This window comes from Actinokineospora auranticolor (assembly GCF_002934265.1).
GTDB classification, from domain to species: domain Bacteria; phylum Actinomycetota; class Actinomycetes; order Mycobacteriales; family Pseudonocardiaceae; genus Actinokineospora; species Actinokineospora auranticolor.
On record NZ_PTIX01000032.1, the window covers coordinates 41,931 to 56,195 of the forward strand.

At 71.7% G+C, this 14,265-nt stretch carries 11 protein-coding genes; 3 read left to right on the top strand and 8 right to left on the bottom strand.

The window, feature by feature from the left end; genetic code table 11:
- Window positions 1-3: 3 nt before the first annotated feature.
- Window positions 4-675 carry an SDR family NAD(P)-dependent oxidoreductase gene (locus CLV40_RS33500; protein ID WP_245931733.1) on the bottom strand — a complete coding sequence of 224 codons (672 nt, stop codon included), beginning with the start codon at window positions 673-675 and terminating at the stop codon, window positions 4-6.
- A gap of 272 nt (window positions 676-947) precedes the next feature.
- Between CLV40_RS33500 and CLV40_RS33505 the strand changes: the two genes are divergently transcribed.
- Window positions 948-1,868, top strand: coding sequence for a mechanosensitive ion channel family protein (locus CLV40_RS33505; RefSeq protein ID WP_104483033.1), 921 nt, complete (start codon window positions 948-950; stop codon window positions 1,866-1,868).
- A gap of 243 nt (window positions 1,869-2,111) precedes the next feature.
- Here CLV40_RS33505 and CLV40_RS33510 read toward each other — a convergent pair whose 3' ends face one another.
- The 4 genes from CLV40_RS33510 to recQ all read right to left on the bottom strand — a co-directional run bounded on the left by CLV40_RS33510 (window position 2,112) and on the right by recQ (window position 10,207).
- The gene (locus CLV40_RS33510; protein ID WP_104483034.1) at window positions 2,112-4,199 is read right to left on the bottom strand and encodes a catalase; all 2,088 of its coding nucleotides are present in this window, start codon (window positions 4,197-4,199) and stop codon (window positions 2,112-2,114) included.
- A 113-nt stretch (window positions 4,200-4,312) separates the two neighbouring features.
- Window positions 4,313-5,914 (bottom strand): methyl-accepting chemotaxis protein, encoded by a 1,602-nt coding sequence (locus CLV40_RS33515; protein WP_104483035.1) that lies wholly within the window; start codon window positions 5,912-5,914, stop codon window positions 4,313-4,315.
- Between the two features lie 93 nt (window positions 5,915-6,007).
- Window positions 6,008-7,846, bottom strand: a complete 1,839-nt coding sequence (locus tag CLV40_RS33520; RefSeq protein WP_104483036.1) for a hypothetical protein — start codon at window positions 7,844-7,846, stop codon at window positions 6,008-6,010.
- 441 nt (window positions 7,847-8,287) lie between these two features.
- Window positions 8,288-10,207 carry a DNA helicase RecQ gene (gene recQ, locus CLV40_RS33525; RefSeq protein WP_245931735.1) on the bottom strand — a complete coding sequence of 640 codons (1,920 nt, stop codon included), beginning with the start codon at window positions 10,205-10,207 and terminating at the stop codon, window positions 8,288-8,290.
- A gap of 191 nt (window positions 10,208-10,398) precedes the next feature.
- On the opposite strand from recQ, the gene CLV40_RS33530 reads away from it, so the two are divergent.
- Together CLV40_RS33530 and CLV40_RS33535 are read left to right on the top strand one after the other, a co-directional pair.
- Entirely contained in the window at window positions 10,399-11,367 is a 969-nt protein-coding gene (locus tag CLV40_RS33530) for a pirin family protein (protein ID WP_104483038.1), read from the top strand.
- Between the two features lie 64 nt (window positions 11,368-11,431).
- Window positions 11,432-11,926, top strand: a complete 495-nt coding sequence (locus tag CLV40_RS33535) for an FBP domain-containing protein (protein ID WP_104483039.1) — start codon at window positions 11,432-11,434, stop codon at window positions 11,924-11,926.
- Between the two features lie 34 nt (window positions 11,927-11,960).
- Here the strand turns inward: CLV40_RS33535 and CLV40_RS33540 are convergent, their stop codons facing one another.
- From CLV40_RS33540 to CLV40_RS33550, 3 genes are read right to left on the bottom strand one after another with little or no spacing between them, the layout of a single operon-like run.
- Window positions 11,961-12,695 (bottom strand): GAF and ANTAR domain-containing protein, encoded by a 735-nt coding sequence (locus CLV40_RS33540; protein WP_104483040.1) that lies wholly within the window; start codon window positions 12,693-12,695, stop codon window positions 11,961-11,963.
- Complete coding sequence (locus CLV40_RS33545) at window positions 12,692-13,162, bottom strand: hypothetical protein (protein WP_146108367.1); 471 nt, start codon at window positions 13,160-13,162, stop codon at window positions 12,692-12,694. Before CLV40_RS33545 ends, CLV40_RS33540 begins: the two co-directional genes overlap by 4 nt.
- A gap of 60 nt (window positions 13,163-13,222) precedes the next feature.
- Window positions 13,223-14,146, bottom strand: a complete 924-nt coding sequence (locus CLV40_RS33550; protein WP_104483042.1) for a sensor histidine kinase — start codon at window positions 14,144-14,146, stop codon at window positions 13,223-13,225.
- Between the last annotated feature and the right edge of the window lie 119 nt (window positions 14,147-14,265).

The following is a 14,265-nucleotide window of genomic DNA, read 5'->3' on the forward strand; positions in this document are numbered from 1 at the left end:
GGGTCAGGCCGGTTTCGCCAGTACACGGTGGACAGCGGTAAGGACGTTGTCGGGGAGCAGGCGCGCGGCTGCGGCGGCCAGGCGGTTGGCCGGAGACGCAGGGGTGACGTGCGGCCTACCGCGCATTGCGGCGGCGAAGGCCGCAGCGGCGGAGTCTTCGACGAGGGCGTCGGTGGGGCCTAGGGCGGTGACCGTGACTCCGGTGCCACGGAGTTCCTCGCGCAGGGACAGGGCGTAGGAGTGTGTGAACGCCGTAGTGGCGTTGTGGACCGACTGGTGTGGGCCGGGGGCCGGGGTCGGTGAGGTGAACAGAACGCGCCCGTAGGCGCGGTCGATCATGCCGGGGACGAGGAGCTTGGCCAGGTGCACGGTGGCGCGGACGTCGAGGTCGACCATGGCGAGGTGGTCGGTGAGGGCCGTGCCGGTGTTGATGGCGAGCGCGGCGGGTACGCCCAGTTCGGTGGCCCGCGCGGCCAAGGCCTCGACGTTGCCCGGCTGTCTCAGGTCGAGGCGCACCGCCTCCACGCGCGGCCCCAGCCGGGTGGCGGTGATGCCCGGTTCGTCGGCCACCGCGAGGACGCGGAAGTCGTGCTCGGCGAACTGGCGGGCCAGTTCGTGGCCGATACCGCGGGCGGCGCCGGTGACCACGGCGAGTGGGGGTCTGCTGCTTTTCACGGGTACCTCTCCGGTCGTGGGTATCGGGACGGGTCGCGGTCGCGACCGCTCGGTCATGGTGACCCGGGCGCGGACGGCGGCCAACTCGGCGGGTTGTCCCTGCCCGGTAGCTACCCGGCTGGGGCGTCGGACAATCGCGGGTCGGTTTCACGCTGCGCTGCGGAGGTCCACCCGGGTGGGTGTCACCCACCGGTTTCTCCCGGGGTGTGGGAACGCCGCGGTGGCGAGATGCTCGGGTGACCAGTCCACCGATCAGCCCTAGGGAGGCGCCGATGGCCGCGACCGACGTGGCCGCCGTCGACATCGGAGCGGGGTTCTCCGACGCGTGGCGGATGGTCATCACCTTCGTGCCCCGGCTGCTGGGGTTCCTGCTCGTTCTGGCGGTCGGCTACTTCATCGCGAAGTTCGCCGCCCGCGTGGTGGTCCGGGTGCTGCAACGGGTCGGGTTCGACCAGGTGGCGCACCGCGGCGGGGTGAACCGGGTGCTCGCCCGGTCCCGCTACGACGCCAAGGACATCGTGGCGAAGATGGTCTACTACGCGATCCTGCTGCTGACGTTGCAGGTGGCGTTCGGGGTGTGGGGCGCGAACCCGATCTCGGCGCTGCTCACCGACATCGTGGCCTGGCTGCCCAAGGCGGCGGTGGCGGTGCTGATCGTGGTGGTGGCCGCGGCCATCGCCCGGGCGGTGCGGGACTTCGTCTCCAACGTCCTCAGTGGCCTCTCCTACGGGCGGACGCTGGGGACCGCCGCGTCGGTGTTCATCACGGCGTTGGGGATCATCGCGGCGCTGAACCAGATCGGTGTGGCCACGACGGTCACCACGCCGGTGTTGATCACCGTGCTGGCCACCGCGGGCGGTATCGCGGTGGTCGGGGTCGGGGGTGGGCTGATCCGGCCGATGCAGAGCCGGTGGGAGGGGTGGCTGGATCGGGCGGGGCAGGAGATCCCCCGGATGCGGGAAAGCATGGAGACCCATCCGACGATGAACCCGTTGCGGGAGCCCGCGTACAGCGCGGCGGCGCAGGGGGCGGGGCAGATGCAGTCCGGTCAGATGCCGTCCGGCCAGATGCAGTCCGGGCAGTATCCGGCTCCGGGGCCGATGTACGGGGGGCCGATTCCGCCGCAGCCGCCGCCCGGGTATCCGTACCACCAGCAGATGCCGCCGTATGGGCAGCCGCCGCAGGGGCGGTGAGGGATTGAACGGGGCGTGGCCTGGGCCACGCCCCGTTTTGCTGTCTGGGGTCTTGCGGGTCAGCGGTGACGTAATAGGACTCCGACGCCACCGGAGAGGGGCAACTCGTGGCGGACGGCCACCAGGACGGCGCCCACCGCCACGGCCGCGGCAGGGAGTTCGGTGAAGTCCGAGAGGCCCACGACCGCGGGTGAGCGGGCGCCGAGACTTGGTGGGGCGGGGCGGTCGCCGTCCGCTTGGTGGTTACGCGGTGACCTCCCTGGTGTCGCGGTTCCACGCGCGGTGTTTGGCGATTTCCTGGGCGAACACGTCGACGAACCCGTCCGGGATCTCGTCGCGGGCCTTGGTCGTGGTGACCACGCCCGCTTCGACGACCAGGTCGCCGTCGTCGACCGCGATGCCCGCGGCCGCCAGGAGTTCGGTTCCGGTGCCGAACGCCGCGATCGCTTTGCGGTGGCGGAACGCCTCGGCGACGAAGTGTCGGACGGAGCCGTCGGCGGCGAGGGTCTCGACGCTGTCGGGCCCGCACGGCACGAGTACCGCGTCGTAGAGGACCGAGGCCATCGTGGACACCACGCGGTCCACCGGGAGGTCGGGGCCGTGGGCCGTGCGGACCGCGCCGCCGCGCGGGGCGAGGGTTTCCGGGGTGGCGCCGCGTTCGCGCAGGGCGGTGAGGATCTTCTCGGTACCTTCCCCGTCGACGCCGTCGGCGACCAGGACGGCGATCTTGCGGGTGGCGATCGTGCCCGTGGGTTGCCCGAGCTGGCTCAGCGCGGGTGAGGACTGGGTGCTCGCGGGCTCGCCGAGGTCCGGAAGGGGCAGGCCGAGGCCTTCGGCGACCGCCGCGGCGAGGTCGGCGTGGACGCGGCCCAGTTGGGCGACGACGGCGGCGCGGATCTCGACCGTCTCGACCTTGCCCAGTTCGAAGCGGAAGGCGGCGACGATGTGCGTGCGCTCCACTTCGGACATGCTGTTCCAGAACAGGGCCGCCTGGCCGTGGTGGTCGGCGAAGCTCGCGCTGCGTTTGCGGATCTTCGATCCGTCGACTTTCTCCTGGTAGTGCCGGAACACCTCCGGGAAGTCGCCGCCCACGACAGGGCAGCCGCCGCCGAGGGTGTTGGGCGTGTAAGACGTGCGACCGCGGTGTACGCGCTGTTGGCCGTAGCCGTCGCGTTGGTTGGTCGACACCTCCGTGACCGGTCGGTTGACCGGGATCTGCGCGAAGTTGGGGCCGCCCAGCCGGATCAGCTGCGTGTCCAGGTAGGAGAAGTTGCGCGCCTGCAGCAGCGGGTCGTTGGTGAAGTCGATGCCCGGCACGATGTTCGCGGTGTGGAAGGCGACCTGCTCGGTCTCGGCGAAGAAGTTGTCCGGGTTGCGGTCCAGCACCAGCCGCCCCACCGGCAGCACCGGGACCCGCTCCTCCGGGATGATCTTCGTGGGGTCCAGCAGGTCGAAGTCGAAGGCGAACTCGTCGGTCTCCTCGACCAGCTGCACGCCCAGCTCCCACTCGGGGAACGCGCCGGACTCGATGGCCTCCCACAGGTCGCGGCGGTTGAAGTCCGGGTCGTAACCGGCGATCCGCTGACACTCCTCCCACACCAGCGAGTGCGTGCCCAGCGCGGGCTTCCAGTGGAACTTCACGAACGTGCCGCGCCCGTCGGCGGTGACCAGGCGGAAGGTGTGCACGCCGAAGCCCTGCATCATCCGGTAGCTGCGCGGGATCGCGCGGTCCGACATCAGCCACATGACCGCGTGCAGGGTCTCCGGTTGCAGCGCGACGAAGTCCCAGAACGTGTCGTGCGCGGACTGCGCCTGTGGGATCTCGTTGTGCGGCTCGGGTTTCACCGCGTGCACGAAGTCCGGGAACTTGATGCCGTCCTGGATGAAGAAGACGGGGAAGTTGTTGCCCACGAGGTCGTAGTTGCCCTGGCGGGTGTAGAACTTCGTGGCGAACCCGCGCACGTCACGGACGGTGTCGGCCGACCCGCGCGAACCCGCGACGGTGGAGAACCGCACGAACACCGGCGTGGTCACGGACGGGTCCGTCAGGAACTCCGCGGCGGTGTACCGGGCCAGCCGGTCGTCGTAGGGCGTGAAGTGCCCGTACGCGCCCGCGCCGCGCGCGTGCACGACACGCTCCGGTATGCGCTCGTGGTCGAAGTGGGTGACCTTCTCCCGGAAGTGGAAGTCCTCCAGCAGCGTCGGCCCGCGGTCGCCCGCGGCGAGGGAGTCGTCGGTGTGGTCGACCCGCACCCCCTGCTGGGTAATCAGCCGCGAGCCATCCGGGTCGACCCTCGCCCCGTCGAGCGCGCGCTGCTTCTCGTCCGCCATGAACGGCCTCCTGGGGTCGGGAGCGGTACTCCCGACGCGTACCCGAGGGGCGGCCGGACAAACGCCGGGGCCGGGACACCAGTGGCGTCCCGGCCCCGGCGGGGTGCGGTCGGTCAGACCCGGAAGCGGGCCACCACGTCGTTCAGCTCGCCCGCCATGGCGGCCAGGGAGCCCGCGGTCTCCTGCGAGGCGTCCACGGTGTGGCTGGTGGACGCGGCGGCGTCGGCGACGTCGGTGACGGTCCGGGCGATCGCGTCGGCGCCGGAGGCGGCCTCGGAGACGCTGCGGCTCATCTCGCTGGTGGTCGCGGTCTGCTCCTCCACCGCCGAGGCGATGGTGGTCTGGTAGTCGCTGATCCGGTGGATGATCTCGGAGATGTGCTCGATCGCGGTGACCGCCGACGCGGTCTCGCCCTGGATCGCGCGGACCCGGTCGGCGATGTTCTCGGTGGCCTTGGCGGTCTCCTGGGCCAGGTCCTTGACCTCGCTGGCGACCACGGCGAAGCCCTTGCCCGCGTCACCGGCGCGGGCGGCCTCGATGGTGGCGTTGAGCGCGAGGAGGTTGGTCTGCTCCGCGATCGAGGTGATCACCTTGACGATGTTGCCGATCTCCGCCGACGACTCGCCGAGCTTGCCGACGATGTCGGTGGTCTCCTGGGCCGACTCGACGGCCTCGGAGGCGACCCGGGCCGCGTCGGAGGCGTTGGACGAGATCTCCCGGATGGAGGCGCCCATCTCCTCGGACGCGGTGGCCAGGGTCTGCACGTGCAGCGAGACCTCCTGCGCGGCGGCGCGCACCTTGTCGGCGCGGCCCGCGGTCTGCGCGGCGCCCTTGGCCAGGATGTCGCCCGCCTTGGCCATGTCGCGGGAGGAGCCGCCCAGCGCGGAGGCGTTGGAGCCGATGGTGCGCACGGTGGCGAGCATGCTGTCGGTGGCGCGGTTGAGCGCGGTTGCGATCTGGCCGACCTCGTCGCGGCCGGTGACGTCGGCGCGGCGGGTCAGGTCACCGTCGGCGACCGACTCCAGCACGCCGGTGACCCGGCGCAGCGGGCGGGTGACCGAGCGGGCCACCAGCCACGCCAGCAGCAGGCCGAAGAGCAGGCCGAGCGCGGCGCCGATGGTGATCGACCAGTTCGTGCTGGTGCCGGTGTCGGCGACCGCGTCGGCGTCGGCCTTGGCGTCGGCGGCCTGGTTGGTGGTGAGCGTGTCGAGCTGCTTGTCGACCTCGCTGGTGAGGCCCTCGGCGGTGTTGTAGCCGTCCCAGAAGGCGCCCAGGTTGTTGGCGTCGGCGGACGGGATCAGCTGCTTGTCGCGGACCTGCAGGTAGGAGTCCCAGTTCTTGCGCAGCGCGGCGAGCGTGGTCGGGTCCGCGGTCTCGGCCTCGAAGCGGGTGAGGAGCTTGGCGATGCTCGCGTCGAGGCCCGCCATCGACTCCTTGTTCTTCGGCCGCCACTCCGCGTCGGACATGTAGTAGTTGAGCATGAAGTTGCGGTCGGTGAGGATGTCGGCCCGCAGCTCGGCCAGCGTCTGCGTCGACTGCACGCCGTGGTCGTAGATCTCCCGCGACCCGTCGGTCACCCGGTTGGTGCCGCTGAGGCTGATCGCCACGACCACCCCGAAGGCCGCCAGCACCACGGCGACCGCACTGAAAATCCTGACCGCCACGGGGAGGTCGCCGAAGCGCCCCACCAGTCCACTGCGACGCGACGCGCTCATCGTGACCCTTCCACCCGGATCTTCCTGTTGGCTCCCGGCCTGTCTTCGGCAGGCCGGGAGCATTCCTGAGGAGCCGGGTGGCGGGTTCCCCGACTAGTCGCCGCGCAGGAACGGGAAGTCGAACAGGTGCTTGCGCAGGATCTGGGCGTCGGGGGCGTCGTCGCGCAGGGAGGCCTCGTAGACCGCGTCCAGCTTGGTGAGCAGGCCCGCGTCGGCCCAGTCCCGGGCGATCCAGTAGTTCATGTAGTAGTTCGGCGCGAACATCGGACCGCGCCCGAACACGAACTCCGAGCCCTTGCTCTTCACCCAGTCGTGGGCGATCGGGGACGCGTCGACGGCTCGGGCGCTGTCGGGGTCGGGCGCCTTGGAGATGAGCACGACCATCTTCACGTTGTTGCGGTCCAGGAACGCGGCGTCGAGGGTCCCGCGCGCCGCCTCGACGGTGCCCAGGCCGGAGATGTCGATGACCTCCTGCTTGACCGAGTACGGCAGCACGCCCGCGTCGCCGACCACGATCTTGCCGTCGGACAGGTCCGTGGACGCGATGGCCTGGCCGATCGCCTGGTGCGCGCCTTCGAGGCGGTAGCGGTAGGACAGCAGGCCGAGCAGGTCGTCGGACTGGCCGAAGCCGACCACGGTGGCCAGGCCGACCGAGGCGGCCAGCAACGCCACGTGCGTGCGGCGGGAGAAGCCGATGGCCACGGCGACGAACACCAGGCCGCACCCGACGATGATCGCGCTGGTCACCGCGGAGAAGTTCCAGACCAGCACGGTCACCGCGCCCAGCGCGACCGCGAGCAGCGCGAGGTTGCGGCGCTGGGTCTCGGCGCCGTCCTCGACGGCGCCCGCGGCGGTGGGGCCGGTCAGCGGCCGGGCCAGCACGACCAGGGCGACGGGCAGCAGCAGCTGCCAGTAGAACCGGTTGCCCGGGTCCATGACCAGGTTGGACTGCCGGTAGACGCCGAGCACGACCAGCGTGGACAGCACGGCGAGCAGCAGCGGGACCGCGTCGCGCAACAGGTCGGTCCGGGTCGTGGCGGTGCGGGTGGCGGCGGCGCGGCGGTACCAGGCGCCGCACACGGCGAGGCCGACGAGCACCGGCACCAGCAGCGGCGCGAGGCCGATGCCCAGGTCCAGCGCCTTCTGCAGGAAGGGGACGTGGGAGGAGGACTTCTTGTAGTACGTGTTCGGGAAGAACTGGCCGAAGTACGCCCAGCGCACGCACCAGTAGGCGAACCAGCCGCCGAGGACCAGCACCGCGCCCACCCAGGTGCCCCGGTCGCGGCGGTTGAGGACCAGCGCCCAGACGATCGCCGCGCCCGCGAACGCGATGCCCTCCGGCCTGCTCACCGCGAGCAGCGCGGCCACCACGAAGCCGAGCACGCCGAGGTTGCCGCGGCGGTACAGGATGCCGAAGAGCCAGGCGATGAACAGCGCGAAGGTCGCGGTCTCCAGGCCGAGGAAGGCCTGCAGGTAGAAGACCGGGCTGAACAGGGCGATGGCCAGCAGCGTGAACTCCTGCGCGCGCGGCAGCCGGGCCTTGCGCACGACCAGCGCGAAGCCGATGACGGTGGCGATGCCGACCAGCTTGAAGAACAGCTCGACCGGGACGCCGAGCAGCGCCGGGATGATCGACAGGACCGCGAACAGCGGGTTCGTGTAGGCCTCGACCAGGGGACCGCCGGGGTTCCAGTTCCACGCGCCCGCCTCGACCAGCGACCGGCCGTAACGCCAGGTGATGAACGAGTCGTCGAGGGTGGCGCGGATGAAGACGAAGGTCAGCACCACGGCCGCGAGGGCGAGCAGCAGGTAGGCGAGGCGCCACGCGCGGTCGTTCCCCCGGGCCTCGGGGGCGGCGGGGGCCACGCGCTCGGTGGCGCTCTCGGCGGGGACGTCGTCGGCGGTGGGCCGGTCCAGGGAGGACGCGGTCACGAGGCGGACCCCGGCGACGGCGCGGCACTGGTCAACGGGTCCATCGGCTCTCCCTCACGACGATTTCCACGGACGGGCGACCGCTGCGCGCAATGGCGGATAAGACGGATTTCGCACCTGATCCTCGAGGGATTCTACCGATTACGGTGCGTAGTTCCGCCCACCCCGTATCGCGTGAGGCAAAGCCTGAACGAGTGGCAGAAAGGGGGCACCGCCCGCCGACTGTTGGTGGGTTGGGCGTCGCGGGAGGCGGTGCGGTCGCGTCCCGGATTCACGTTCGACTCGCCAAGGTCGCCATCACCGTGCGCGACCAGCGGAAACTTTCCCGGTACGGAACACGGGGGGAACCCGTTCGGGACACGCCCGGCGACGCGGCCCAAGATTGTTTTCCCGTGGTCTCCGGGATTTCACGCGGTGCGCCCCGGAGACCACGGGTCCGGACTAGTAGTCCTCGGGCGGGGGCTCGTCGTCGTAGTCCGGGGGCGGCTCGTCGAGCGGGAAGCCGTCGTCGACGGCGGTCCGGGACGCCGGCGCGGACGCCGCGGGCGGGGGTGTCGACGGCGGTTGGTCGAGGGCGGCGAGGGTCTCGATGATCTGCTGGCCGTAGCGGGCCAGCTTGCTCTCGCCGACGCCGCTGATGGTCGAGAGGCCGGACAGGGTCGTCGGCATCACCGTCGCGATCTGGCGCAGGGTCGCGTCGTGGAAGATGACGTACGCCGGGACGCCCTGTTCGCGCGCGGTGTTCCCGCGCCAGGCGCGCAGCGCCTCGAACACCGGGGTCGCGGCGGCGGGCATCGCGGCCGCCTCCGCCTTGCGCGTCTTGGCGACCGCCGCGGCGCGGGCCGGGCGCTCCGGTTCGCGGCGGAAGTGGACCTGCCGCTCGCGGCCGAGGACCGCCGCGCTGTCCGGGGTCAGCGCGAGGGTGCCGTACTCGCCCTCGACGGCCAGCAGGTTCTGCGCCAGCAGCTGGCGGACCACGCCGCGCCACGCCGAGTCGTTGAGCTCGGTGCCGATGCCGAACACAGTCAGCTGGTCGTGCCGGTGCTGGGTGACCTTGTCGGTGCGCTTGCCGAGCAGGATGTCGATGACCTGCCCGGCGCCGAAGCGCTGGTTGCGCTCGCGGTCCAGGCGCAGCACGGTGGACAGCAGCTTCTGCGCGGCGACCGTGCCGTCCCAGGACTCCGGCGGGTTCAGGCAGGTGTCGCAGTTGCGGCACGGCTCGCCGGACTGGCCGAAGTAGTTGAGCAGCTGCACGCGGCGGCACTGGACCGTCTCGCACAGCGCCAGCATCGCGTTGAGGTGCTGGTTCTGCTTGCGGCGGTGCGCCTCGTCGCCTTCGGAGCCGTCGATGAGCTTGCGCTGCTGCACGACGTCCTGCAGCCCGTAGGCCAGCCACGCCGTGGACGGCTGCCCGTCGCGGCCGGCGCGACCGGTCTCCTGGTAGTAGCCCTCCACCGACTTCGGCAGGTCGAGGTGCGCGACGAAGCGCACGTCCGGTTTGTCGATCCCCATCCCGAACGCGATGGTGGCGACCACCACCAACCCGTCCTCGCGCAGGAACCGGGACTGGTTGGTCGCGCGCGCCCGGGAGTCCATGCCCGCGTGGTACGGCACCGCCGGGATCCCGTTGTCGCACAGGAACTGCGCGGTCTTCTCCACCGACGACCGCGACAGGCAGTAGACGATCCCGGCCTCGCCCGCGTGCTCGGCGCGGATCAGCTCCAGCAGCTGCTTCTGCGGGCTGGCCTTGGGCACGATCCGGTACTGGATGTTGGGCCGGTCGAAGCTGGCGACGAAGTGCCGCGCCTCCCCCAGGTTGAGCCGCTGCGCGATCTCGGTGTGGGTGGCCGCGGTGGCGGTGGCGGTCAGCGCGATGCGCGGCACGTCCGGCCAGCGCTCGTGCAGCTCCGACAGGGCCAGGTAGTCCGGGCGGAAGTCGTGGCCCCACTGGGACACGCAGTGCGCCTCGTCGATGGCGAACAGCGCGATCTTGCCGCGGTCGAGCAGCGCGGTGGTCGACTCCACGCGCAGCCGTTCCGGGGCCAGGTACAGCAGGTCCAGCTCGCCGTCGACGAACGCCTTCTCGACCGCGCGGCGCTGCTGGTAGTCCTGGGTGGAGTTGAGGAAACCGGCGCGCACGCCGAGGTCGCGCAGCGCGTCGACCTGGTCCTGCATCAACGCGATCAGCGGCGACACCACCACGCCGACACCGGGGCGGACCAGCGCCGGGATCTGGTAGCAGAGCGACTTGCCGCCACCGGTCGGCATCAGCACCAGCGCGTCGCCACCGGCGGCCACGTGGGTGATGATGTCCTGCTGCTCGCCGCGGAACGCGGAGTAGCCGAAGACGCGCCGCAGCACCTCGGTGGACTCGTCGAGCGCTGCCGCGTGGTCGAGCGGGGTGGGTTCGGAAGGGGGCTGGGGAGGTTCGGACGTGACGCCTGACACGCCCGAGATCCTACGGCCCCGACCGACGTTCCCGGGGACGCGGTGCGCGAGCCTGTGGACAACTACCCTGGCCGCATGACGCGAACCGCCGCCGGACGTGAGGAATGAGCAACACCGAGGCCGATCCCAGCGAGGTGGAGTGCCGCGCCGCCGCGGACACCGCGCGGGTGGAGGTGCTGACCGCGCGCGAGGTCCCGTTGGGCGGTCCGCGTGCCATGCGCGTGCGGCGGACCCTTCCGCAGCGCGATAGGTCGCTGATCGGCGCGTGGTGCTTCGCGGACCACTACGGCCCCGATGTCGTCGCCACCGCCGGGGGTATGGATGTCGCCCCGCACCCGCACACCGGCCTGCAAACGGTGAGCTGGTTGTTCTCCGGCGAGATCGAGCACCGCGACAGCCTGGGTTCGCACGCGATGGTGCGTCCGGGTGAGCTGAACCTGATGACCGGCGGCGCGGGAATCTGCCATTCCGAAGTATCCACACGTACTACGAAGGTTCTGCACGGTGTTCAGCTGTGGGTGGCGCTACCGGACGCGCACCGCCACACCGCGCGCGCGTTCGAGCACTACGTCCCCGACGAGTTCGCGCTGGATGGCGCCACCGCCAAGGTGTTCCTGGGAACCCTCGCCGGTAAGACTTCCCCGGTAAGCACTTTCATGCCGTTGTTAGGCGCGGAACTCGTCTTGGCCCCGGGAACCGAACTGCTCCTCGAAGTCGATCCGTCGTTCGAGCACGGTGTCCTGCTCGACACCGGCCGCCTCCGCCTGTCCGACGTCGAACTCGCCCCGGCCGAACTGGGCTACCTCGCGTCCGGCGCCCCCTGCCTGCGCCTGGCCAACCCCGGTGGCACCCCGGCCCGCGCCCTGCTCCTCGGCGGCACGCCGTTCGAGGAGCCGATCCTGATGTGGTGGAACTTCGTCGCCCGCACCCACGACGAGATCGTCGCCTACCGGGAGGCGTGGCAGGCGCGGTCCGAGCGGTTCGGCGAGGTCACCGGGTACACCGGTGAGCCCGCGCGGCTCCCGGCGCCACCGCTGCCACCGGTCACGATCAAACCCCGCCGCAATCCCTGACGCGATGGTCGGGTTCGGCGTTAACCGGTTGCGACGGCGGGAAAGAGCCATCCACACTGGGACGGTGCAGACCCTGACCGAGCCGGAGATCCGGACAAGTTTCGTCAACTGCTCCCAGGGCGAGGCCAAGCGCCTGGCGCTGCCCCGGGGGTTGACGGACCTGCCCTGGGCCGACCTCGACTTCCTCGGCTGGGTCGAGGCGGGCGCGCCCGACCGCGCGTACCTGGTGACCTCGCACGACGACCGGCTCGTCGGGCTGAGCCTGCGCAAGCCCCCGCCCGGCCCGAAAAGCCTGACGCGGACGTCGATCTGCGCGCTCTGCCTCACCGCGCACACCGCATCCGGCGTCTCCCTGTTCACCGCGCGCAAGACCGGCGCGGCGGGCCGCCAGGGCAACTCGCGCGGCACCTACATCTGCGCCGACCTCGCCTGTTCGCTCTACCTGCGGGGCAAGCGCAAGACCGAGGCCACCCAGGCCGCCGAGTCGCTGACCCTGGACGAGCGGATCCTGCGGCTGCGGATCAACCTGGACGGCTTCCTGGCGGGCGTCTTCGCCTGACGAGTCCACAAGCGACTGTCCGGGGCGAACGGGGCTACACGCGGTCCGGGGTGCCCGCGAAGCCCGGCGACGCCAGGTACTCGGTGAAACCGCCGCGTTCCTGGGCGTCGACCAGGTCCGCGGCCACCTCGCGGAGCTTGCGGTTGGTGTGCTGCGACGCCCGCCGCAGCTCGTCGAAGGCCGCGTCGGCGCCGTAGTCGAAGTGGCGCATCAGCAGGCCCTGGGCCCGACCGATGGCGGCGCGGGTGGCCAGCGCGGAGCGCAGCTGGTCGACCAGCTTCCCGCTGTCGTGGTACAGGTTCACGTTGTCGAACACCACACCCGCGTGCAACGCCAGCAGGATGACGAGGTCGTACGAGGACTCGTCGAACGTACCCGGTTCCTCGGCGTACAGGGTGAACACCGCCCCCGACCCGCCCCGGCCGGGGATCGGCAGCGACAGGCAGCTGCGGAACCCGAGGAGCGCGGCGCACGCGGAGAACGCGGGCCAGCGCCGGTCGGTGCGCACGTCGTCGAGGCGCCGGGGCTCGTGGTACTCCAGCGCCTCGGTGATGGGACCCGCGACCAGCAGGTCGACGTCGCGCGGGTCGTCGCCGACGGCCTCCACCTCGCCACGGGGACCGCGGATGGCCAGCGACGCGTGGACGCAGCCGGGCACGGTCGCCACGGCCCGCCCGGTGAACCGCTCGAACGCCGACGCGACGTCGTCGTCCTCGACCAGCCGCGTCACCTCCGCCAGTTCGCGAGCCAGGGAGAGGACATCGGTCATCCGAGCCAGCCGGGGGTCGGCACGTCGTGCTGCTCGCACCACTCGATGGAGCCGACCGTCCACAGCAGCGCCAGGACCAGCACGTCGACCGGGTCGAACCGCGGGTCGTCGCGCACCGCCAGGTCGAGCTGGTACTCGGCGTCCGCGCGCTGCCCGTTGAGCCGCGCCAGCAGCGCCCGCACCAGCGCGCGCACCGGCGGGTCGAGCGCGTCGACCTCGACCGGGTCGCCCTCGTCGTCGCGCAGGTCGAGCACGAACGCCTTGTCGGGTCCGGTGCTCTCCGCGCGGCACAGCATCATGTCGGCGGTCGCCACGACCAGCTCGCGCAGCACCGCGCCCAGCTTGTCGCGGTGGCGCTCGCCCGCGAGCACGTCCAGCGCGCCGGACGGCCCGCGCGGGTCGAGCTCGCCGCCGCGGGTCACGTCCACGAGCTTGCGGGCTACACCCCGGGGATGCTCCGTCGTCATCTGCACTGCCCTCCCAGGTCGGCTGTCCTCGACAGGGGAACTACCCGGTCCGCGCGGAGATCAAGCACCCGACGGGAGTGCGAAGTGCGCGCGCACGACCGTGCCGTGCTCGTCGGCGTGCAGGGTCACCAGGTCGGCGAGGGTGTGCACGAGCAGCAGGCCGCGGCCGTGCGCCTGGTCGACCGGGGCGGGCCGCAGCCCGGCCAGCGGGTCGGCGAGCGTGCCGCCGTCGCGGACCTGGCAGACCAGTTCGCCGTCGCGCGACCAGACGCGCAGCTCGGCGCGGCCCCCGCCGTGCTCGATGCTGTTGGTGACCAGTTCGGTGACGACCAGCGCGGTGTCGCCGACGCGCTGCTCGTCGAGGCCGTGCGCGCGGGCCGCGGCCGACACCATGGCGCGGGCGTCGCCGAGTTCGCCGACCCCGACGGAGATCTCGCGGGCCCCGTCCGCAGCCGCGGGGTCGTCGGGCATCCGGTTGTAGGTCTCCAGCGCGACGTCCGGCGCGTACTCCGGGTTGGTCTCGGCGGCGCCGCGGCGCAGCAGCGCCGGGTGGGTGCCGACGGCGTCGGCGAGCGCGGACGCGGGCAGCAGCTCGGCGTCGTAGGGGCACAGCAGGCGCAACGGGCGGTCGGCGATGACGTCGTTGGCCAGCGCTTCGTGCCGCACGCACGCCGGGTACTGCGCCGAGGGGCGACCGGGCCACACGACCTCGGTGACCACGCGTCCACCGCGGGCCAGCAGCGGGTGCAGCACGGCGGAGACGATGCGGCCGGGGTTGCGGCCCACCTCGGCCATGTCCAGCCAGCGCACCCGGTCGGCCAAGCCCTCCGCGCCGCACTCGTCGCGCACCAGGTCGAGGTTGCCCCGGGGCGCCGCGACGGTCACCGCCTCACCGGCGGCCACGCCGTCGCGCACGAACGGCAGCACGGCGGCGAGGTACTCGACGGCTCCCCGGTACAGCAACGCGGTGTGGTCTGCGGTCATCGCACCCGCGGCCGATCACGCCACGCCGGGGTGCGCGACGCCGGGCCCGTCATGCCGTTCACCGTCGGGCCTCCCCTGCTCGCCTCACCGCGGAATGGTCATCAATCTACGCGTGCCCG